The following is a 23,341-nucleotide window of genomic DNA, read 5'->3' on the forward strand; positions in this document are numbered from 1 at the left end:
TAGTTCTTGTTGACCAACCGTTGAAACCCTTATTAAAGCGTTGGTTTCGGGAGTTGAGCCCCTTAAAGGGCTCAACTCCCGAAACCAAGCGGGGGAAGGGATTGGAATTATTGGAGATGTCTATTGCAATGGGCTTGTCGCTACTGCCGCTGCAAGGAAAACCAATCTGGGCTTGGCTAATAGGATTTATGTCCTTATTTGGAGTGCAATTGGGCTACAACATCGTCGTTGGCTTAGTCGCTGTAGTGATTGTCAAATCCGATGCAGAGTTAGTTACAGATATCGCCTTTTTATTCTTTTTAGCTGTGTTTTCTCCCATTCTTGCCGTGTTAATTGCCAAGGGTGGAGGGACTGCTTTGTACAGTGCGATCGCCAATAGCACCAAACAGCTTACAGATATTGCCAGTAACGCGATTGGTCTTGTTGCCGGAAAACTCCTTTAGGACTGAATTCGTCCACCCAAATTTGTTCAAATTTACCACTACTCAACATTAGAATTTATGAATGTCAAATTCAAGCAATCTCAACCATTGCTTCCTGAATCTAAAAACACCTTAGCCTTGTGTTTTATCCTGCTAACCAGCTTTGTTTTTCTCCTGACAATTGCTGTTTTAGTTAACACAGTTAGTTTGAGAGCTTTATCTCAAAAAAAAGTCACATTTGTTCAGCTCAAAGACGGAACCGCAGCCCGAATCGCAGAACAAGATGAGTTTTACAGAGAGCCTAAAACCATCCAAACTTTCGTGTCAAGTTGGGTGAATTTAACCTGGGCTTGGTCAGGCAAAATTCCTGGCACAAATGACCCCGACCCCGGCATTAAAGTTAAAGGCAGTGCCAAAGTTCCTACAACTGCTTGGATGGGTTCGTTGATGATGGAATCAGAGTTTGGTAAAGCTTCCCTTGTCGAACTTGCCCCACTCGTTCCCAACACCATCTATTCAGGAAAAACCCGCTCTGGAGTCTATATCTCTCACATAGGAGAACCCAGAGAAATAAAAAGAGGAGTTTGGGAAATAGATGTAATTGCTACTCGCGTAGTGCTAGAGCAAGGTATTGGAGAAAGCCGAGAACAGTTTAATCGAACCTTCACCGTCAAAGCCGTAGAAATTCCCAAATCCCCTCTCAAAGAAAACGCTAATGAATTAGAGAAGACTATTCACTCTTTGAGAGCAGCCGGATTAGAAATTTCCCGAATTGTCGAATTCAAACCATAGAAGAGGAAAGAGACATGGAAAGGGGACGAACCGGCAAGTGGGTAAATTTAAAAACCTACCGTAACAACTAAATAATTTAAACATTTAGTATGTTTCATCCCTTTGCTTGAAGTCTTCTCTCTTTGCTTTTTTATGTACAGTTAAACACAACACATTCAACTCTAAAGCCATGACTAACAAAAGAAATGGATTAACCGAAAATCCAATTAAAACCACTCCTGATAATAGTAGCACTACAGCCAATATGAATCATACAACTGCATCAAGTGAATATACCCCTAATAATGATGACGATAACATCAATTCCCCTATTTCCCCTTCTCCAAACCCTTCCCCTTCTGACGATGATATTGATGAAAACTTCATTGCTAACTTTGACCCCAATGCACCCCTAACACTTGAAACTCAATATCAACTCGCTCAAGATGAGGAAAGACCACTACCGCCACCTGTTTCCGAAAGAGGCGTTCCTAGAGCAGTGACAATGCTGCTGTTGACTGGTGGAATACTATTGCTAGGACTGCTGATTTGGCAATTTATCAAGCCTAAATCACCTCGCGAACCTATCGCACAATCAACACCAAAAGAAAGCTCTTCTCCCACCATTAAAGATGAAAAACCGGAGTTGCTGGCTAAATTAGCTTACCAAGACCAACAAAAACTGTTAGCCGAAAAACCGCAAAAAACCGCAAAACCCAAAACAGAACCGTCGCCCAAACCGTCAAGAGCCCCGCTTTCTCCTCGAACTCCGCGTCTAGTCGCTACCCGGAGCGCTGCACCGCCACCTACTCCTCTACGCGAACCCCTACCCAGAACAGTAGTGCGGACGGTAACACTACCCGCACCCATACCTCAAAGAGTACCCTCAAGAACACCTGCACCGGGCCCCATACTCAAACCGTTAATACCCCCACCTTTAATTCCAACTCCAAGAGAAGAAAAAATCGACCCGTTTGAGCGGTGGAACCAACTCGCCCAACTCGGACAAATTAGGGGAAATTTTGACCCTAACCGAATAGCGAATGCCGTGAGTGCAACACCAAGCACTCCAGCGACAACAAGTGCTACCGCCGCCGCTAGTACGAACCCAACTCCAACAAGTGAATTCCTAACAGTCAATATCGGCAACCAAAAGTTGCAACCCTCATACGTTTCTTTGGAACAAATCCCACAAGAATTATATAACCGCCCAAATAACGCCACCGGGCAAAGGCTACACCCGGAGTTTCCCGCAGGAGAGGACAGCCTCGAAACCACTGATAACTCCCAAAACTCGACTAACCAATTAACTCCGGCTGCCCTTTCACCCCAAACAAGTTCCGATTCTACCGATAGCCCAATCGAGACTGCGGCTCGACTGAGCGCGAGCCGAACATCCTTGCCTGATACAGAATTTCAAACCCTTTCCCCAGAAACTGCTCCAGAGGCGGATGCCTTAACAAATTCCCCAACTCTGGAACAAGTAAACTCCCCAGGGGCAAAAGGCATTCTCAACCGCACGCCCCAAACGGGCTCAACCTCCCAAACAGCTCAGGTTCCCCTTGGAACCACAGCCAACGGCATAGTTTCGGTTCCCCTGCTGTGGGATGAAGGCTCAGGCAAACAGCTTTACGACAAATTTGCCGTCACTCTCACAGCCGACTTCACGGCAACTGACGGCTCTATTGCTTTTCCTCCGGGCACGGTTGTCATTGCCAAAGCCAGCACCGTCAGCAAAACCAATCGCATGGTACAAGCTACTGCTGTGGCGCTCGTCTACTCTGATAGAAACGGTCAGATTAAACAGCAGCCCATTCCAGAAGGCGCAATTTTGATTGCAGGAGAGGGCGGAGGGCCGTTGATTGCTTCAGGCTACTTCGACCCAGGTTCCGATATTGCCGGACAGGATATCCTCACCGCAGTGCTGTCGGGAGTTGGACGAGTCGGTCAAGTGTTCGCAGAGCCTAAAGTCAGGAGCTCTAGCAGTATTAGCGGTAGGTTTGGGGGCAGTACAACCACCGTTGAAAGTCGAGACCCCCAAATTTGGTCAGCCGTCCTCGATGGCTTCTTCAGCCCCCTGGCAAAACGGATGGAAAGCCGCTCAGATAGAGCAACTGAAGAACTTTTAAACCGCCCTAATGTAGCTGTGGTTAATAAAGGAACTCCCGTTTCTATTACTGTTAACAGCTTTCTCAACATTTACCGATAACGGAGCCGTCGTGAGCGGGGGAGTGGGGAGTGGGGAGTGGGGAGTGGGTGGTTTTACTCAGCCCGCTCAGGAGTGTAATCAATGCTTGATATCAAATCCGTTACCATCGGAATTCTAAAGTTGAGGTCAATGATTCTCCATCATTCCCAACTCCCCATTCCCCATTCCCCATTCCCATCATTCCGGTGCAACCAAAATTGAATAGCTTTCTCAATATCTGCCGATAACAATTATGAATGCTACAATGCTTTTCCCAAGAATTAAAACTCTCAGTTTGTCAATCCTTGCAGCAGTGTTCGCCGCTGCAAGCTACCCCGACTGTGCTTTTGCTCAATCAAGAGTAACAGGCTATCAAACTGTGGGTCGAGATATTGCCGTCAATAGTGCGATCGATATTTTAGTCTATCCCGGTCGCGCAAGTGCGATCGACTTCAGCTCAACCGACGAAGCTCTCGCCTACGTTTTAATTGCCGACCCCTCAAAAATAGTTTTCAGCACCGACGCACAATTGGCAAGCGGCAAAGCCAAAACTGTTTTCTTGCGTCCCATTCAAGCGCTCAATTTTCCGGGAGCTACCACAGCTACCATCACCAATATCTCAATCAAAACTGTAGATTCAAAAGGGAAACAGCGACTTTACAACTTCAACATCGTTCCTACCAACAAAGAACCAGAACACTTAGGAATTCGCATTGCTCCCCTAACTCCGAGAATGGAGCCGACTGTGAACGTTGATAGAGGTCGCGCCCCCGCAGCATCAGATGTTGAAAAAGGATTGCTAATTGCCATTCAAAGAGGCTACACAGCAGCCAACGACCCAGTAGTCTACAGCGTGCGACAATTTTTAGCTCTGGTAAGAAATCAGAATCTATCGGCGGCCGATGCTGCTGCACGAGCCGGAGTAGACTTGTCTGTGATTGTCGAGCTGAGCCGCATTGCACGAGAAGAATTCAACTACCCTGGAACAAGATTTCAACAGCCACAACCGCCAACAGCCCGAACTACTCGGCTTCTTAATAGTCGCTCTGCTTTTTGATTGGAGCCGGAGCTGCGGGAATAGGTAACGGGAATAGGTAACGGGAATGGGGAATGGGGAATGGGGAATGGGAGAGAATTTGTTCGACCTTGTAACAGGCTGGTCAGTTTTGAGATGCGCTGTGGTTTACTTTCCCAGATAATTAAGCCTTTTTTTCGGCAATGATTTGATCGTACCGCCCAGAATGTTAACCAGTCAAGTTAAGTATGACTAAGTTTAGTAAACTTTTTGGCTATGCAAGTCCAACTCATAACTCATAACCGAAGAGCGCTTGGGGGGAGGCTCTCGGCAATCTCATAACTTCCTATTACCCATCCGATTATCGAAAAGTTGAGATGCAAATCATCTCCTCCATACTGCCCGCGCTGAGTCAGGCGGGAGCCTGTGTCGCTAACCGCTCGCTCTGAGAACTTATAGCTTTTGACTGATTCAGGTTGGTTTGAAGCTGCGCTATAAATAGCGATTAGTCAAAAAGCATAACAAAAGCGAGCGGGGATGGTAAGGGAAAATAGCAGAATTCTTCTACTTCCTGCTCAACGCGAAGCTTTGATTATGAGTTGTGAATTGACATTTTAAATATTTGTTTGTGGAACAATTCGGCAGTAATACTTTCTCGGAAGAACGTTTTTTTCCTCATTCCCCACTCCTTTTTTCAACCAATGTTCAGCCCAAAAAGCTCAGTTCAAAAAAAGTCTGCCCTCCCGCTGCGCGTTGTGCTTACAGTTCCCAACGCTCTCCTGATTTCGACTTTACTATGTCTGACCGGATGGCTTTCTTTTCAAACAGGGCGGCAGACAATGAATGACTTAGTTGCACAGCTATTGGCAGAAGCAACGAGCCGCATCTCTGACCGCCTTGACAACTACTTAAAAGAAGGGGTTGGGGTTGGGAAAGGAGAAGGGACTTATAAAAAAATGCAAACTGGTTCGGTAAACCAACTTCCCCCAAGTCAAACAGCCGGAGTCACAATCAAACCAAATGGGAAAAGAAATGGGTCAGACTCTCCAAAAACAATATTCCGTCAACAAAAAACAAATCCTGCTTTTCCCACCCCAACCTCAACATTCAACTTGCACGATTTCCACATCAGCCCTAACTGTCAAGCCTTTATCTTAGACCGTTCGGGGCATTTAGTTGCTTGGAACGAGGTAACTGAACCAAAACCGTCTATTTCTGTTGACTCCCAGCAGCGAGTTCGCGCCCGAGCTCTGCAACAACAAAAAGTAATCCAGCTTTCAACAGAGTATTTGCTTAAACATTATGGCAGCCTCGCTGCTATTAACAGCAGCCAAAATCTTAACTTTACTGCCAGCAACTCTAGATACTTACTGCAAGTCAGACCTTTTGAAAACTCTTCAAGCTTAAACTGGCTGATTGTAGCAGTTGTACCCGAAACCGACTTCACGGAAAAAGTTCAGGCCAATACTCGCAACACTATTTTGCTCGTGCTGCTGGCTTTGGTTCTTTCTATCTGCCTTTTGCTGTCCATTTCCCTAAGAATAGAACAGCGGCTGCTGCGGTTAATTTCGGCAACAGAGGCGATAGCTGGCGGCGACTTCGACTCAACAGTTTCAGGTAGCGGCGTTGCCGAACTCGAAGCCCTAGCCTGTGCTTTCAAGCGCATGAATTCCCAGTTAAAAGCATCTCGCCAGCGGCTAGAAGAATATTCTGGCGATTTAAAACGGCAAGTTGCACAGAAAACAAAGGAACTAAAACAAGCTAAAATTGCCGCCGAAAGTGCCAATCGCGCTAAAAGTACCTTTCTGGCTAATATGAGCCACGAACTGAGAACGCCTCTGAATGCGATTATCGGCTTTGCTCACCTCCTTGTGCACTCTAAAAAAACTGCACCGGAACAGCAGTCGAGTTTAGATATTATCAATCGCAGTGGCGAGCATTTGTTGAAACTAATCAACGATATTTTGTCGCTGTCTAAGATTGAAGCTGGTCAAATTACCCTCGAATCAAATGCTTTTGACCTGTACAGTTTGCTCTCGGACATAGAAGGGATGTTCCAACTCAAAACTCAATCGTCGGGATTGCAACTTGTTTTTGAACGCAGTTCAGATGTACCGCAATACGTCCGAACTGATGAAAGCAAGCTGCGCCAAGTTTTGATTAATCTGTTGGGCAATGCTGTTAAATTTACTGAGGCGGGTAGGGTGAAGCTGACTGTAAAATGCCTTCAGTCTATGGCTAAAAAACCTTTACCCAAATTCTTTCTCCAATTCTCTGTGAAGGATACAGGCCCAGGCATTGCGCCTGATGAGGTTAGCCGTTTGTTTAAGCCGTTCGTGCAAACTGAAGCTGGCAGGAAATCGCAAACGGGAACGGGCTTGGGATTGCCAATCAGTAACTCTTTTGTGAAGCTGATGGGTGGCGAGATTAAGGTCAAAAGTTCTGTGGGGAAAGGAACGGTTTTTAGTTTTTACATTAAAGTCAGTCATGCTACTGAGAGCGAAATTTATGACAGACAGCCGCAAAAACGAGTGAAGGGGTTGGCATCGAACCAACAAATATATCGCATTTTGGTAGCGGACGATGAGTCGGCAAATCGGTTGCTGCTAACTCAGATATTGAAGTCGGCTGGCTTTCTTGTGTGGTTCGCGGATAACGGAATTGAGGCTGTTAAATTGTGGCGAAAGTACAAGCCGGATTTAATTTGGATGGATTTGAGGATGCCTGTTTTAGACGGTTTTCAAGCTGCTCAAAAAATTAGAGCTTTGCCTGACGGTTCTAACACTAAAATTATTGCTTTGAGCGCTAATGCTTTTGTTAAAACCCAGGAACTTGCCTTGTCGAATGGCTTTGATGATTTTGTTGCCAAACCGTTCCGAGAAACAGTAATTTTTGAGAAGATGGCGCTTCATTTGGGAGTTCGCTATATCTATGAAGAGGAGTCGCCAAGGAAGTCTGAACAGGATGAGCCTGTTATGCAACTGACTCCTGAGTCGCTGTCTGTATTGCCGAGGGAGTCGATTGAGAAGCTTTATAAAGCAGCCGCTTGTGGAGACGAGCAAGCGGTAAGGCTGTTGATTGAGCGAATGGAGCTGTCGCAGAAGCAAATTGCGGCGGCTCTGACTAAATTAGTTGACAATATGAGCTTAGATATTATCAGCGATTTGACTCAACACTACCTTTGAATGAACCCCACCAAAATCCAAGTTATGGGTAGGGACTGCGCTGAACATCTCTGCTCAGTGCTAACTGCGATCGCAGTTAGTTATCAGACGCGGTTCTCAAAGTTCTTTCCAGGATTAGTCTACAATAAGCCGCAGTCCACTAATATTGTTTAATCAACACGTTTCAGAGCGTGCTTAAAAATAGATGAGCAAAATTATTGCGCTGTTCAACCAGTCAGGCGGTGTCTCCAAAACCAGTTTGACAATGAATTTAGGCTACCATTTAGCCAAGCGTTCGCAAAAAGTCTTGTTAGTAGATATGGACCCCCAAGCCTCACTTACCACCTTCATGGGCTTGGAGCCATCTGAGTTACAGGAGACTGTCTACGAGTCTATTATGAACGGTTCTGAAGCGGTGCTCTGCAAAAACCTTCACAACATGGACTTGCTTCCTTCCAATATTAATTTGAGCGGAGCAGAGTTGGAACTGGTGGTGGCTGATATGAGAGATAGTCGGCTAAAAGAAGTCATTGACCCCCTGAGCTCGAACTATGACTTCATATTGATAGACTGCCCTCCCTCGCTCGGCATCCTATCCTATATCAGCCTAGTTGCCTCCACTCATGTCTTAATTCCAATTCAGACTGAATATAAAGCTCTCAAAGGAACCGAATTGCTGTTGCAAACCATTGCTCGCGTCAGGAAACGCGCTAATCGGAAATTGCAGATTGCTGGAGTGATTCCGACGCTGTACGATACCCGTACTGTACAGGCCTTTCAAAGTTTGCAGTCAATTACTACTTCTCTGGAGAAGATTGGTGCGATTTACCCCCCTGTGCCTCGGACTGTGGCTTTTGCCGATGCGTCACAGCAACACGTACCTCTGGCCGTGTACAATCCAAAACATCCAGCCGTCGCCGTACTCGATACTATTGCACAAGGACTCTTAGCTCTGGCATGAATCAAAAGCGCGACAATCAGCCTTATCAAATCAAAGGGGTTGAGGCTCTATTAGGAACCAGCAACAGTGCAGATGCCGCATCCGAACTTGTCTCAATACACAAAATTGTCTTGCCCCAGCAGCAGCCACGCCGCTATTTCGAGCCGACAGCTATGCAAGAACTGGTGGAGTCAGTCAAGCAGCTAGGAATTCTGCAACCGCTCCTGGTACGCCCCATAGATGGCAACAAGTACGAATTGGTAGCGGGAGAACGGCGCTATCGAGCCGCGTCGTCGTTAGGCTTGACTGAAGTTCCTGTCGTAATTCGGGAACTGACAGACACAGAGGCTCTGCAAATTGCACTGCTGGAGAACTTGCAGCGGGAAGATTTGAATGCGATTGAGGAAACTGAGGGAATTCTGCAATTGCTGGCAATGAAATTGAACTCTACCTCCTCGTCAGTTATTGCTTTGCTAGGAGCGGCCGCGCACCCGGAACGCACGGGTGTGGATAACGTTATCCACAGCTCGGACTGGCAAATAGTAATCGATATATTTGCACTCGTTGGGAAGTACACTCCAGAGAGCTTCCGAACCAATCGCCTCCCCTTGCTGAACCTGCCAGATGATGTGATTGGAGCGCTGCGGAAAGGACGAATTGAGTATACCAAAGCCAGAGCGATCGCCCGAGTTAAGGATCTCGACGATCGCTCGCAATTACTAGAGGAGGCGATCGCTCTCGACCTCTCTCTGACTCAAATCAAACAGCGCATTGCCGATTTAAAAGCGAAAAATACGGGGGAGGCGACTGCACCGGATCGATCGCTTAAAAGTCGCGTAGATGCAGCTTTGCAGCGAGTTAAAAAGTCTAAGGTTTGGGATGATCCCAAAAAGCAAAAGAAACTAGAGAAGCTGTTAGCTGAACTGGAAGCATTGGTGGGTGAGGGATTGGAAAATTGAAGCTGATTTTAACTAACTCGCGGGAAGTCCCGCGCTCTATCTGAAAGATGAGCGTCGGGTTAGCACAAGGTAGGGGTCATTCATGAACCCTACCGGACTTTGTGTTCTAACCGACGAAAGCGGTTGCTATATTTGTCAACTGCGAGTACGGCGAAAGAAATAGGTTCTCCAATTTATGTCCGATGAATTCCCCATCATTATTGTCACCCCTCAAGCTTACGAACTCTCTAATCAGGAAGCAATGGGGAGCAAGTATAAGTTTTGGTTTGAACACCCAGAACTCGGCCGCTGTCTGTACAAACAAGCAAGACTTGATTTAGGCGAAGATTGGGCAGAAAAAGTGGCCTCCGAATTGTGCGAATTACTGGGAATTCCTCATGCTAATTATGAACTGGCCGCCACGAGTGAGGGGAATCTCGGTGTAGTCTCTTCTTACTTTTTGCCTAACGGTGGCACCCTCGTTCATGGTAACGAACTTCTTACTCCCATCGTGCCAAATTACCCCACCTTTGCAACCTACAACCTGTCACAACATACAATTGATCTAGTGTTGAGAATTATCTCTGATGAATCTGTGAATTTACCTATTGGTTGCACAGTACCCAGTGGCATCCAAAAAGCTGTAGAAGTCTTTGTCGGCTATCTCCTGTTAGATGCGTGGATAGGCAATGGCGATCGCCACCACGAAAACTGGGGTGTCGTCCGAAATAAGGCAGTGCCTACTACATCCGAAACAGTAAATCTAGCACCCACTGCATCTGAAACAGTAAATCTAGCGTCCCCTACATCCAAAACAGCACACCTAGCACCAAGTTACGATCATGCTTCCAGTCTGGGGCGCGACCTCTCAGATGAACAAAGGCACAAACGCTCAGTAGACGCTTATGCTAACAAATGTTTCTCAGCGTTTTATGGCAACGTTGATGACAAAAAGCCCCTCAAAACTCTTGATGTATTTGACTGCGCTGCACGTTGTTATCCGAATGCAGCGCATATATGGATTGAGCGACTTGAAAGTATTTCAAAGGCGAATCTACTAGATATTTTTAATCGAATTCCTAACACTCGTATCTCACCGATTGCAGCCGAGTTTGCCCAAAAAATTCTTGAATTCAATCAACACAGACTGCTTAACTTGAGGAAAACGCTACCGTGAAAACACACTCAACGCTTTTTTTGGCTTGGCAAGATCCAAACAGCCGTTCCTGGTTTCCCATTGGCAGGCTAACATTTGACGGAACCAACTACCAATTTACCTACACGCAAGGCGTTTTAGAAGCTCAACAGAAGTGCGGTTTTGAACCCTTGCCCTCGTTTCCGCGCTTAGGTGAAGTATATACATCAACCTACTTATTTCCCGTATTTGCTAATCGGCTGATGCCGAAAAATCGCCCCGATTACCCAAGTTTTATTCACTGGCTAAATCTGACTCAAAATGAAAGCGATCCAATTGCCATGCTAGCCCGCAGCGGTGGGCGGCGAGAAACAGACACGCTCAGTGTTTTTCCTATTCCTGAGCCAGATTCAGAAGGGCGGTATCGCCTTCACTTTTTCTTGCACGGACTGCGCTACTTACCACAATGTGCGATTGAGCGAATTAACTGTTTAGAACCTGGAGAAAATTTGTGGTTAGCTCACGAATTTCAAAATCATTATGATTCTAAAGCATTGACTTTAAATACAGAAGACCACCACATTGTTGGGTATTGTCCGCGATATTTGAATAGTGAGATTTTTGAAGTTCTATTGAGGAATCCCAGTTTAGTAGAGGTGCGCGTAGAGCAAGTCAATCTACCGCCGACACCACTCCAGTTTCGCCTGCTGTGTAATATAACTGCTCAATGCTATAATGACTTTCGCCCCTTTTCAAGTTATGAATATCAGCCCCTCAGCAGCTCTTGGGTTTAAAGTGTACTCTAGTGGGGACTTACGGCGTAATAATTAAAAATCTGGCTTTGGGAAAAAATCTGTGCGACCTAAAAATAACGGCAAAAAGCTAGTCTCATTGGTATCGTTTCTAGTCTCGCTGTTCCCTTCTTTTATGAGTGCAGTTGGATTATTTCTCAGCCTCTGGGTCATCGTACCAGCGCCCACACTGTCCCTGTTTCCTTTGGCAGTGGGAGCCCCAGAAATTAGCCCTTGGCTTGTGGGTATTAATGCGATCGCCCTTTTGCTAACCATCTTCAGACGACAACAAGGCTGGCTCTACAACACATCTCTGGTTTGTAGCCTGCTTGCCCTGATCCTCAGCCTAATCCCCCTGCTACAGTTCCCAGCAGCCAATGCACGGATGGCGGCCGAAGTTCAAGCAGTTTTAGGGACAAACTATTTAGCAGCGGTTCCTCAAGTTGAACAGGCCGGGCGACGACAACAACCGTTTATCCTAGCAGATGCCTTCCGGGGAATTCCCCTGCGGGAAGTTCGCACGAATGAAGGCGTTGTATTTGCCAACCCGGATGGAGTGAAACTGCAACTCAACGTTTACCGGCCGATGCAAATTGGTAGATATCCGGCGATCGTCATCCTCTACGGAGGAGCTTGGCAAAGAGGCACTCCAAATAGCAATGAGGAATTTAGCCGCTACATGGCAGCGAGGGGCTATTGCGTAGTAGCAATTGATTACCGCCATGCTCCCCAGTATCGGTTTCCAGCTCAGTTGGAGGACGTAGAAACCGCTCTATCGTATATCAAAACCCATGCCGATGAGTGGTTCATTGATATTAACAGAATTGCTCTGATGGGAAGGTCAGCCGGTGCCCATTTAGCATCACTTTATGCTTATCGTTCAACTACAGTTCCAGTTCGGGCAGTAGTGAATTACTACGGGCCAAATAACCTGCTTCGGGGATATTACGATCCACCTTTTCCCGACCCCCTAAACGTCCGAGCCATTCTGCGTGACTTTCTGGGAGGAACCCCCGACCAATTAGGAGAGCTTTACCGTCAAGCTTCTCCCATCAATTATGTTAAACCCAACCTTCCCCCTTCTCTGCTGGTTTATGCAGGTCGCGACCATATAGTTGAGGCCAAGTTTGGACGCTCTCTCTATGAACAATTACGAGCCACTGGAAACCGTGCGGTAATGCTCGAAATTCCTTGGGCTGAACACGCTTTTGATGCGGTTTTTAATGGTGTAAGCAATCAACTGGCTTTGTATTACACAGAACGCTTTTTGGCTTGGGCACTGAAGTCTTCTGATTACCAACCAAAATAAAGAAAAATCATCAAAAACTAGCCTGAAAACCCTGAGACTAAAGTCCAGGGATGAAAGGCACCAGTAGACTTTAAATTATGGCTGCGTAAATTTTTAGCAGGGAGCTGATACGTAAATGAACACGTAACAGCCGTGAGGCTCCCAAAGCTTTATGTCCCCAGCTTCAAGACGCAGCAAGAGACGCCAACTTCTGGAACTGTACGGAAATCACTGCCACTGGTGCAACAAGTCGATGCAGAAATCTGAAAGAACCATCGAACATTTACTCCCTAAAAGCCGGGGCGGATCTAATGCGCTTTCCAACCTGCGTTTAGCTTGCTTCAGTTGCAATAATTCGCGTGGAAATAGCCTCTTGCCTCCTCCCGGCAAGAATTTACGCACACAAAGAACTCAACCACATGAGAAAATAGCTTAGGATTTTCGCACGATCGCGAATTTTCATAGCTAATAAACAAACTAACTTGCTCCTCAAAAAAGTCGCATGGATGACCTAGATGGACGGTTAAGCGCTCTAATTGCAGAGGTGCGCCACAACCCAGCTAAAAGTAGAAAATGGCGAACAGCCATGAACAAGCTGTTATTGCAAATTCAGCAACTACCAGGAGTCAAAAAATCAGACCATCAAGATTATCCTGAAGCCCTCAATCGTACTTTTCAATGGGTTAGTCGCGAGATTGCTAATTTTGAGCCGCGATCACCTTCTGTTTCAAAAAGTTTTGTCAACTGGATCAACGGCTACCTGGGTTGGCGAATTAAAGATTTGTACTCTCCTGACAAAGATGCTCCAATTAGTTTAGATGCTCCGATCGCGGTGGATGCTGGAGAAACAACTCGGCTCGAACTACTCCCCGATCCTACGCTCAGCGGTTTGGATGGCATGATCGAAATTGCTCAGAAAGAAACCACTCAGCGAATTGGTCTCCAACTAGAACTTTACATAGAGCAAGATCCAGAAGGCAAGCTAAAAAATAGCTACCCTCGCTCTTACCCGGAGTGCAACTGCCAATTTCTCAGCAAAAGAAGAGTGTTAAAAGACCCTCCTGACAAGTTTCAAGACTTAGCAGAAGAGTTAAACGTTAAGTACACAACTCTGAATTCTCACTGGAAGAGAAAATGCGAACCATCGTTGCAAGAAATAGCCCGCACTCTAGGATATAAACAGGAACCACAACCATGAACATCGCAGAACTACCTCTGTTAACAGTACCAATAGAGTTAAAAGCTCATGAAATGGCGCGACATTTGGCAGCGGCTCAAAGTACAGTCCAAAAAGGAAAACGAGTTTACTTGAATGCACTGGCAGTTTACGCAGTTCACAGTTATTTAAAATGGCTGCAAATCGAAACTGATTTTAATTCTTCCGATAGCTTCAATCCAGCAAAAACGGCGCTAGCTAATGTCGCTGACTTGGTAATTACTGGCATTGGCTCCTTAGAATGCCGCCCAGTTTTACCCGGAGAAACAGCCATTTTTCTGCCCGACGAAGTAATAGAAAATCGGATTGGATATGTGGGAGTACAGTTTAGCGATCGCCTTGACTCCGTGCAACTATTGGGATTTGTTCCCAGCTTAGATAGCTCAAATCCACGGCAACAAATAGCAGTAGCAGAACTGATGCCGATCGACACTTTAATTGAACAGATTAGTCGTTTAGAAGAAGCGATCGCCTTCTTAGAGACAGACGATCCGGTGGCCGTACAAGTGCGAGCTCGGGTAGAAACTCGATCGCAGAGCAATATTGTTGCCCAATTGGAGCGGATTTATCGAACTTGTGAGGAGTACGAGTGGCGGTACGCAGGGGGAGAGATGTTAGCTGGGAGTGCCGCAGGAGGGGAGTTTACTCGTGAAAGTGTAGATAGCGCCGACACTGATTTACAAGATTTAGCCGAAGCACTGCTGGAAAAGTTAGCAGAAATATGGAGGGATGCTGCGTAATTTTGGAACGGATGGCTGATGTGTATATGTAGTCTCCCCTTCGTAACCTGTAAAGAATATGGCAAAAGGATTCGGCCCGAAAAAAACTCCCCAAACGACAAAACGCCAGACAGCTTATTTCAAACTAATTCAAAAGATCCTCCAATGTCCTCGCGGTAAGGAACTGAAGATTTTAAGGAAGCACCCGGACTTGGTGGATGTTGGCTTGGTGGAAATGATGGAAATGGTAGTGACAATACTGGTAGCACAGGGGGAGTTTTCTGGTGCTAATTTGTTAATCGATTTGGCTGATTTTTTATACAGGTCTTACATAGGAGCAGATGGCTCACCAGTAACAGGTAATTTTGTTAAAGCTCCGGCTTTTTTGTGGGAAGTATTGCGGACAATTCTGCGTAACATAAATAACCAGCAAACTGCTTACCAGATACTAGCAATTAACTCAGACAAACTGAATGAATATTTTTTGTGGCAATTCTGTCTGTGGATAGACAGTACGCTCCTGAAGTCCGAGCCAAAACTCAAAAAAGCGATCGCACTTTTTCTGATATCTTTCTGCAAAATGCTCTGGCTGTTTCCACTGGGCAATAGGGCAATTAACCTGGAAATTGCGATCGCAGGTTTGGAAGGATCTGCCAAAATTTTAACTTATGAGGCTGACCCACAAGTGTGGGTGCAAATCCAAACTGATTTAGCCCCAGCATACCGCCATCGTCCCAGAGGCGATCGCTCCGAAAACCTTGAAAAAGCCCTAACCGCTTGCACCAATGCTTTGCAAATTTTCACTCGCGATACTTCTCCCCAAGAGTGGGCGATGGTGCAAAATAATCTCGGTCTTGTTTACAGTGACAGAATCGTCGGAGATGAATCTGAGAATTTAGAAAAGGCGATCGCCTGTTTTGAAGGAGCCTTGCAAGTTGTTAACCGCGATCAAGATCCTGAACTTTGGGGAAGACTGCAAAATAACCTCGCAGTTGTTTACACTCGCCGAGTTGAAGGAGAGCGAGCGCAAAATTTCGAGAAAGCGATCGCCTGTTATCAAGTTGCCTTAAAACTTCGCACAGATGCCGATTGGGCTAGCAGTCAATGGCACCTCGGCACTGCTTATAGCGAAAGGATTTTAGGAGATAAAACGCAGAATCTGGAAAGGGCGATCGCGGCTTATCAAGCAGCCTTACAAATTTATACTCCCGAAACCTATCCAGAAAGATGGGCTAATACCCAGTCTGATTTGGGAAAAGCTTACCGCAAATTGGGACAAATTGCTGACGCTTTAACGTGTTTTGAAGCGGCATTAACAGTCTTTACACCTGCTTCATTCCCTAGAGAGTGCATCGGAACCGGACTTGAGTTGGGCAAGCTAACATTGGCTGCTGGCCAAAAGGCGGAAGCTTTTCAATGTTTTGCAAAGGTTATTGAAGCTGTAGAGATACTCAGCCGTTGGGGAAATTATGAATCTTTACATCTAGAAGTTCCTGCAAATATTTCTGCTTACATACAAATAGTAACGCTTTGCCTCGCTTGTGGAGAGCGCGAAAAAGCCAGAGAATATGCCGAACGCTCAGACTCTCCTTTTATTTTAGACCTCTTACAAAATGTTCAACTCCAGCAAATAACTTCATTGGGGCAGTTTTTCGATCTAGCTTTAAAAACAGTTGTAGAAAACGAAAATAATCCGCAAGCTTTCTACCAACTTCTAGAAGATAACCTAGAGCAACTCAACGATAGTTTAGTAGAAAGATTAAACACTATAAAATTATTTTTTCCTGCATTGGGACCAGCCGAAGAAATCAATATAGCAGCGGCAATTCTCAGTTTTTGCAGACTGATTCAACATTTTGATAAAGGTGATGAAGAGAACAACTGGAAAATTTCTAAGGCAGGCTACGAAGTTGCGGCTGCTGTTTTTACCCAAGAAAAATTTCCAGAACAGTGGGATGCGATCCAAAAGGAAACTCGCGATCGTTTATTGTTTCAATTATTCAAAGCTCTTGACGAAAGTCAAAGAAATTTCCCAACTGTCGATCGATTGGTGGAAACAAACTCAAATAGATTCGACACCGCTGACAGATTGGTGGAAACAAACTCAAATAGACTCGACACCGCTGACAGATTGGTGGAAACAAACCCAGATAGACTCGACACCGTTGACAGATTGGTGGAAACAAACCCAGATAGACTCGACACCGTTGACAGATTGGTGGAAACAAACCCAGATAGACTCGACATCGTTGACAGATTGGTGGAAACAAATGCAGAACGATTCGGCAAGCATTTTTTCAGGGGACTGCCAGAAGTTAACCTTGTGCTTGAAGCTAACCAAGATCGACTTGATGAATACTTTATTAAGGTGTTGCGAGATAAGTCGTCTGCTATGCTATCTGAAGTGCCACCAGAAGGGAAAAAAGAAATCGCTGCTGGCATTATAGGTTTAAGCCTGTGCATCCATGAATTTAAAAAAGGAAATCAAGCTAACAATTTAGAGATTGCGATTGCAGGTTATGAAATTGCTGCTACTGTCTTAACCCGCGAATCTACTCCAGAAATGTGGGCAGATTGTCAGATGTTTTTTGGCAATGCTTATCACCGCCGCTTTAAAGGAGATTGGGCCGAGAATCAAGAAAGATCGATCGCCTGCTGTCAAAATGCTCTACAAGTATATACCCGCGAATCCTTTCCAGAAATGTGGGCAGCAATTCAAAATATATTAGCTCTTGCTTATGGCAACCGAATTCGCGGAGATCAATTAGAGAATGCAGAATTGGCAAGAACCGCTTGTTTTGCAGCAATGGAAGTTGACACCCGCGAAACAAATCCGAAATCATGGGCTCAAGTCCAAAACAATTTGGGTATTATTTACCGCGATCGCATTTGCGGCGACAAGGCGGAAAACTTGGAACAAGCGATCGCCTGTTATGAAAATGCCCTGTTATTCCGCACCCGCGAAGATTCCCCGGAACTTTGGGCGCAAACTCAAATGAATCTTGCCTCTGCTTACCGCTACCGACTTCATGGCGATCCGGTAGAAAATATTGAAAAGGCGATCGCAGCTAACAAAGCAGCATTGCAAGTTTATACTCAAGACGCTTTTCCTTCAGGTTGGGCAGGAGTGCAGACGAATCTGGGCAACGCTTACGTGCATCGACTTGAGGGCGATCGAAATGAGAATTTAGAAATGGCTATTGCCGCCCATCAAGCTGCTTTACAAATCTTTAACCCCGATGATTTTCCTAGAGAGTGGGCTATGGCTCAAATGAATCTGGGTAAATGTTACTTGATGGTTGAATCACGCGAAAAAGCGATAGCTTGTTATCAATCTGCTTTAACAGTTTGCACGCCAACAGCTTTTCCATTTGAATGCTTGAACGCTGGAGAAATTCTTGGAAAAATAGCATTTGGAATGAAAGATTGGAAATTAGCCATTGAGGGATACAGTAACGCGATTGAAGCCGTTGAAATTAGCCGTACTTGGGCAACTTCTGAATTTCGCCGCCAAGAAATTTTGGAAGAGGCGATCGACATTTACGCAAACATCGTGCAAGCTTGCATCAATAACAAACAGTTAGATAAAGCTCTTGAATATGTAGAGAGATCGCGCTCTAAACGCCTTGTAGACTTAATGGCAAGCAATGACCTCTATTCAAGTGCAGAAATTCCTGCTGAAATTCAACAGTATTTACAGGATTTTGAACGGCTACAGCAGCAAATAGATCGGGAACGAGGGCGCAATCAACCTAGCAACGACTTTGTTGATAACAGCAAACTTGATAGCAGCAAACTTGATAGCAGCAAACTTGATAGCAGCAAACTTGATAACAGCCGCGCAGCCCTAGCAGCTTACAATCAAACAATAGCCGATCTTGAAGCTGAAAAACTCCTAATTTGGGAACAACTCCGCCGCCTAGATCCAGTGCTTGCCGGTCAAATTCGAGTCAATCCTCTCAAATTCCCATCCATCCAGCAGCTTATCGACAAACCCACCACAGCAATTATTAGCTTTTACACCACTGTTAGCGACACCTTGATCTTCGTCGTGCGGCAAAACGAGATTACCCTGCAAAGTTGCGCTGATTTAGGATTTGAGGCTTTGCACGAATGGATTTTCCAAAATTGGTTAGGACAATATGTTAAGGATAAAGATTCTTGGAAAAAAGAGTTAGTTGGGATGCTAGCTGAAATCGCAAAACAGTTAAATTTGAATGACCTGATTTTGTGGCATTTAGAAGGAATTTCTGAACTGATTATAGTTCCTCATTTTGCCCTTCACCAAATCCCCTTCGCTGCACTACCCATCGGAGACAACCGATATTTAGGAGACAAATTTCTGATTCGTTACGCACCGAGTTGTCAAGTCCTAGAATTCTGCCAGCAGCGCCCGACCTTGGGCAGTAACCTTAAATGGGGCACAATTGAAGATGCGACGGGCGACTTGCCTTGCGCCAGCTTTGAAGGAGAGCAACTCGCAGTTCTTTATAGCATCCCAGACAATCGACGCTTAAAAGGTCGCGATCAAGCCACGGTTAGTAACTATCGAGAACTAGCGCAAACCGTCCAAATCCTCCACTCTAGCCACCACGCCCAGTCGCGCTTTGACAATCCCTTTGAATCGACATTAATTTTAGGGCGTCGGTACAGTATTAGGAGTTGACAAGAAAACAGATGTATGAAATTACCCGGTCAATGACTTAGATTCTATGCCCGGTTTAATTAGCAGAACCTGATCCATTCGAGCAATGACATGAAGATTATGGACAACAGCGACTCGCCGTAGATCGAAGAGATTTTTCCGCTGTCCAATATAGCGAGCACGATTCCCCTGCCAATGCCCAATATGAGCCAGAGAATGTTCAACTGTAGTACGTTTTCTCAAGTCTTGGCGACCAATAGCAGTGGACTGACGCGCTCGCAACTCTTGCATTAAGGCTTCATCTTGATGAATTGATACACTACGTCCTTTTTTACTGTTTGTACAGTCGGCTCTCAGAGGACAGATGGCACATTCACTCAAAGGAAAATGAACAGTTTTTCCGGGTTCAAATGGGATACTTACCTGATTGGGACAGCTAATTAAATGCGTATCCCAGTCAAGAAAAAAAGAATTTTTATCAAACCGTCCAGAATTTTTGACAGGCCACGCCTTACAAAATATCTGTAATTTATTATCTCGTTGTGTAACCCAATGACTAGATAAATAAGCCCGGTCAATATGTAACTCAGCTAGGTGAATATTTTGAGATTTTAAGTCACGTTCTAGGTCAACTGTAGCAGTGGCTTCTGGAGTATTAGCGCGAGTCAACGCCACCGCGCAAACTACACCACTCTCTAAATCTTTGAGGATATGGCGTTTATATCCATCTATTTTTTTAGACCGGCTTTTACGCCCGTGCCGCATATCGGAGTCCTCAATAGAAATGCGACGATCTTTGGCTACTCCAAAAGCCAGATTAGGAACTCCTTGAGAGTCTAAAGTCACATTTTGGGATTCAATGACTCGGGCAACATACAAAGAATCTTGAGCCGCTTCAAAGTCATCACAATTAGCCTGGCTTTGTATCCATTCTTCTACGGAATTTAAGCTATTTAAGATAATTAAGAGCGCATTTTGACGTTCTACTGGATTATCCCAGTTTAAATCTAAGGCCGTTTTTAAGCTGGAACTATTCAGGATGGGTGCACCGGCTTCCAGGGCAATTTCTGCTGGCTCCCTCCCCTGCACAGCAGCTATCACACTCACCGCCTTACGCAAAGCATGACCCAATAGATTATATGTGTCTTCGACTTTCCCAGCTCCCCATAACGGGGATGAATCTAAAGCTGCTTTGAGTTGAGATGAGCCAAATCCACCTTTTTGTTTGGCAATTTCTACCGTGCGGTCAATTAAACGTTGATCTAATTCTTTTTTAATTAATCGATTTCTGAATCTAATTAAAGTCGGTTTGCTGAAAGGGGGATTTTCACAATTAAGGCAATCGAGAACTAACTGCCAACGCTGATCCATTAGCATTTCTTCAATCACTTCATCATCAGAAATCCCTAGATAGGCTTGCAGAATAATTGCTAAGGCAATTTGTGCCGGAGGAACTGGGCTATTACCCACGGTGCTGTCTTTAAAAATGGTAGCGAGTTCTTCTTGGAACTCATCATTAAAGATGAATAAACGGTTAAGTCGCAGGAAGGTGAATAGCTTGGCTCGTTTAATGCGTTTGATAATCAACGCTTCATGGTCTGATAGCTCAATTGGAGGATGCCATAAGGGAGGACGCATAGGGTTTTTTTCTTTTTCCTGATTGTTAGGATTTAACAAGCTCCTAGATTCACTTATCATCCTTTTCTACTTTTGTCAACTTTTAATACTGTACCGACGCCCTAGAAGCTGCGATGCCTCTACCCATCGCCATTTCTCCTGCTGAACCCATCCTCGCTCAAAACCGCCAAACTTCCCCTCAACCTCCTATTCGTGGGGATTCGGAACAAGTGGGAATTCAAGTTTATCAAAGGGCACTGCCCGCATTTGTGACGATTAATGCTGGCGGTAGTTCTGGCTCGGGAAGTGTGGTGCGTGCCGACGGTTTAGTGCTCACAAACGAACACGTTGTTCGGGGTGCAAGACAGGGTTTAGTGGCAGTTGTTAACAGTAATGGTAATCGCTATCGGGGGCGAGTGCTAGCAACAGATGTCGCTAACGATCTAGCTTTGATTCAATTGGAAACAAACGATCACTTTCCGGTGATTCCTGTAGCTGAAACTTCAGGGATTCAAGTAGGTCAGCGGGTGTACGCCATTGGCAGTCCTTTTGGGCTGTCGGGAACTCTCACAACGGGAATTCTCAGTCGCATTGGGCGTAATGGAGATTTGCAGACGGATGCGAACTTAAATCCTGGGAATTCTGGCGGCCCGTTGCTGAATTCTCAAGGTCAATTAATTGGGGTAAATAAGGCGATTTTGAGTCCTGACGGCCGCAGCAATTCGGGGATTGGCTTTGCAACTTCCGCACCCGTGGCGCAACGGTTTATCCAACAGGTAATTGCTAGAAGAAGTTCCCCGGAAACAAATTCGTCCGAGACAGGTTCTCCGAGACGTTTGGGGGTGAATATCGATCGCTCTAATTTGTCCATCGAGTCGGTGGAAAGGGGTTCTGTGGCGGCGGTGGCAGGATTGAGACGCGGCGATCGGCTGGTGGCAGTTAACGGCAGCCGGTTGCGACAAATTGACCAGTTGCTGAGGTTTTTGGAAGGTAGCCCCGATACAATGCTGTTGACTGTGGAGCGCGATCGACAGTTACGGGAAGTTCGCATAAATTTTTAGGCGATGTGGAGAGGAAAAAGCTGAATAAGTTCACACCGCCAACCCGATTACTGTAGCAAAAAATACCAAATACCGAGCAGGTTCATTGGCTGCGCTCTATAGCTAATGCCAACCGTATAAAACTATGCAGGCACGGGAACACAAGAAAGTACCGCAAATTTTTCTGAGGTTTCTGCATAATTTACTGAACTAAACTCGACTACTTGCAGATAGGACGTTTTCCCAAAATTTTCGAGAACATCCTCTTTGATTAGGACTACCCCCTTTCCCTGATTTAGGATTATGGACGAACTGTTAGGCCAACTCATCAGAAAACTTTATCACTACCCTATTGAGAGTCCAGAGTACACAAAGGCTTTGGAGCATCTACTATCCTTGATTCCACATCTCCCAGGTATTTGGCAAGACCGTCACCCAGACTACTCAAAAGCTGTAGACCAAAGCTCAGAGGATATTCGGCAAAAAATTGATGGATTTATGGGGACTCTTGGTTTGAAAATAGATGAAGCCCCAGCATCTGTTTTGCGAGAAAATTTTGTCAGATGGGTTAATAGATTTCTCCGTTTTGATATTTACGATTTGTACCGCAGCCGAAAGCTACCTCTAAGTCTAGATAACGCAATAACAGGTGAAGAGGGAGAAACTACTTTTATAAAGCAGCTACCAGATCCTAGGACACTCGATCATTGGCTGGAACAAGAGGAATCCCAAACGCAGAGTTTAGTTCTCAAACGTTATGTAGAGAGAGATCCAGAGGGAAAGCTAAGAAATTGTTATCCTGCAAATTGCTCAAAATGCAACTGCCAAGCCATAGCTCAAGCACGATACCTAAACAAACCGGAGTTAAGTGTACCAGCACTAGCAGAGAAATTTGGAATTCCCCCAATCACGATTTACTCACGTTGGGACCGGAGCTGTCGCCCCATACTTCAAGAGATTGCCCATAACTATCATCAGTACCTCCATTTACTTGAGCCAGTACCTTTGAGCCAGTGGTTTGAGAATGTCTTTGATGCAAGTTGGCAGACTCTCGAATCAATTTTTGGCGCGGGAAGCCCACATCTAGTTCGATCGAGAAGACGGACGGCAGATGATGTGAGAATGGGTAAGCCGATCAATCTGGGAATGCAACTGGCAGGAAACCCTGTAGCCCTTGTTGTTGTGGTAGCTCTCAACCCAGAAGGAGAACTAGGCATACTGTTACGGCTGTATCCTACTGGTGAGCAAGAGTGCTTACCGCCTAATTTGCAACTCATTGTCCTGGATGAGTCTGGAGAAACCTTTTTAGAAGCCCAATCCAGAGACGCTGATAATTGGATTCAACTTCAGTTCAGTGGTGTAGCAGGAGAAAGTTTTAGTGTCAAAGTTGCTATGGGAGATGCTAGCGTCATAGAAGATTTCCTTATATAACAGCTTGCTTGCCCAATCTCT

Annotated in this window: 16 protein-coding genes and 1 pseudogene; 16 read left to right on the forward strand and 1 reads right to left on the reverse strand. The window is 45.5% G+C overall.

Annotated features, from left to right (window positions below):
* The 14 genes and pseudogenes from AAFP11_RS13890 to AAFP11_RS13955 form a co-directional block, all read left to right on the forward strand.
* Window positions 1-443, forward strand: a pseudogene (locus tag AAFP11_RS13890) (hypothetical protein); the annotation flags it as partial.
* Between the two features lie 57 nt (window positions 444-500).
* Complete coding sequence (locus AAFP11_RS13895; RefSeq protein WP_341737595.1) at window positions 501-1,214, forward strand: hypothetical protein; 714 nt, start codon at window positions 501-503, stop codon at window positions 1,212-1,214.
* 169 nt (window positions 1,215-1,383) lie between these two features.
* The gene (locus AAFP11_RS13900; RefSeq protein WP_341737596.1) at window positions 1,384-3,402 is read left to right on the forward strand and encodes a hypothetical protein; all 2,019 of its coding nucleotides are present in this window, start codon (window positions 1,384-1,386) and stop codon (window positions 3,400-3,402) included.
* A gap of 232 nt (window positions 3,403-3,634) precedes the next feature.
* Window positions 3,635-4,438 carry a hypothetical protein gene (locus tag AAFP11_RS13905; protein ID WP_341737597.1) on the forward strand — a complete coding sequence of 268 codons (804 nt, stop codon included), beginning with the start codon at window positions 3,635-3,637 and terminating at the stop codon, window positions 4,436-4,438.
* 797 nt (window positions 4,439-5,235) lie between these two features.
* Window positions 5,236-7,581: an ATP-binding protein gene (locus AAFP11_RS13910; protein ID WP_341737598.1), complete on the forward strand. Its 2,346-nt coding sequence runs from the start codon at window positions 5,236-5,238 to the stop codon at window positions 7,579-7,581.
* Window positions 7,582-7,765: 184 nt separating this feature from the next.
* Window positions 7,766-8,521 (forward strand): ParA family protein, encoded by a 756-nt coding sequence (locus tag AAFP11_RS13915; protein WP_341737599.1) that lies wholly within the window; start codon window positions 7,766-7,768, stop codon window positions 8,519-8,521.
* A complete protein-coding gene (locus AAFP11_RS13920; protein ID WP_341737600.1) occupies window positions 8,518-9,459 on the forward strand; it encodes a ParB/RepB/Spo0J family partition protein in 942 nt (313 codons plus the stop codon). The genes AAFP11_RS13915 and AAFP11_RS13920 overlap by 4 nt, the downstream gene beginning before the upstream one ends.
* A 175-nt stretch (window positions 9,460-9,634) precedes the next feature.
* Window positions 9,635-10,615 carry a hypothetical protein gene (locus AAFP11_RS13925; protein WP_341737601.1) on the forward strand — a complete coding sequence of 327 codons (981 nt, stop codon included), beginning with the start codon at window positions 9,635-9,637 and terminating at the stop codon, window positions 10,613-10,615.
* Complete coding sequence (locus AAFP11_RS13930; protein ID WP_341737602.1) at window positions 10,612-11,367, forward strand: HIRAN domain-containing protein; 756 nt, start codon at window positions 10,612-10,614, stop codon at window positions 11,365-11,367. Before AAFP11_RS13925 ends, AAFP11_RS13930 begins: the two co-directional genes overlap by 4 nt.
* Window positions 11,368-11,500: 133 nt before the next feature.
* The gene (locus AAFP11_RS13935) at window positions 11,501-12,673 is read left to right on the forward strand and encodes an alpha/beta hydrolase (protein ID WP_341737603.1); all 1,173 of its coding nucleotides are present in this window, start codon (window positions 11,501-11,503) and stop codon (window positions 12,671-12,673) included.
* Between the two features lie 151 nt (window positions 12,674-12,824).
* On the forward strand, window positions 12,825-13,088 hold the full coding sequence (locus AAFP11_RS13940) for an HNH endonuclease (RefSeq protein WP_341737604.1): 264 nt from the start codon (window positions 12,825-12,827) through the stop codon (window positions 13,086-13,088).
* A gap of 66 nt (window positions 13,089-13,154) precedes the next feature.
* A complete protein-coding gene (locus AAFP11_RS13945; RefSeq protein ID WP_341737605.1) occupies window positions 13,155-13,850 on the forward strand; it encodes a hypothetical protein in 696 nt (231 codons plus the stop codon).
* Window positions 13,847-14,608, forward strand: a complete 762-nt coding sequence (locus tag AAFP11_RS13950) for a DUF1822 family protein (protein ID WP_341737606.1) — start codon at window positions 13,847-13,849, stop codon at window positions 14,606-14,608. Before AAFP11_RS13945 ends, AAFP11_RS13950 begins: the two co-directional genes overlap by 4 nt.
* A gap of 58 nt (window positions 14,609-14,666) precedes the next feature.
* Window positions 14,667-19,253 carry a CHAT domain-containing protein gene (locus AAFP11_RS13955; protein WP_341737607.1) on the forward strand — a complete coding sequence of 1,529 codons (4,587 nt, stop codon included), beginning with the start codon at window positions 14,667-14,669 and terminating at the stop codon, window positions 19,251-19,253.
* Window positions 19,254-19,274: 21 nt separating this feature from the next.
* On the opposite strand, the gene AAFP11_RS13960 is transcribed toward AAFP11_RS13955, so the two are convergent.
* On the reverse strand, window positions 19,275-20,870 hold the full coding sequence (locus AAFP11_RS13960) for an IS1182 family transposase (protein WP_341737608.1): 1,596 nt from the start codon (window positions 20,868-20,870) through the stop codon (window positions 19,275-19,277).
* A 113-nt stretch (window positions 20,871-20,983) separates the two neighbouring features.
* On the opposite strand from AAFP11_RS13960, the gene AAFP11_RS13965 reads away from it, so the two are divergent.
* Window positions 20,984-21,910, forward strand: a complete 927-nt coding sequence (locus tag AAFP11_RS13965) for a trypsin-like peptidase domain-containing protein (protein ID WP_341737609.1) — start codon at window positions 20,984-20,986, stop codon at window positions 21,908-21,910.
* A gap of 282 nt (window positions 21,911-22,192) precedes the next feature.
* Window positions 22,193-23,320, forward strand: a complete 1,128-nt coding sequence (locus AAFP11_RS13970) for a DUF1822 family protein (RefSeq protein ID WP_341737610.1) — start codon at window positions 22,193-22,195, stop codon at window positions 23,318-23,320.
* The last annotated feature ends 21 nt before the right edge of the window (window positions 23,321-23,341 follow it).

The sequence above is a fragment of the Microcoleus sp. CAWBG640 genome (genome assembly GCF_020883015.1).
In the GTDB taxonomy this organism is placed as follows: domain Bacteria; phylum Cyanobacteriota; class Cyanobacteriia; order Cyanobacteriales; family Microcoleaceae; genus Microcoleus; species Microcoleus anatoxicus.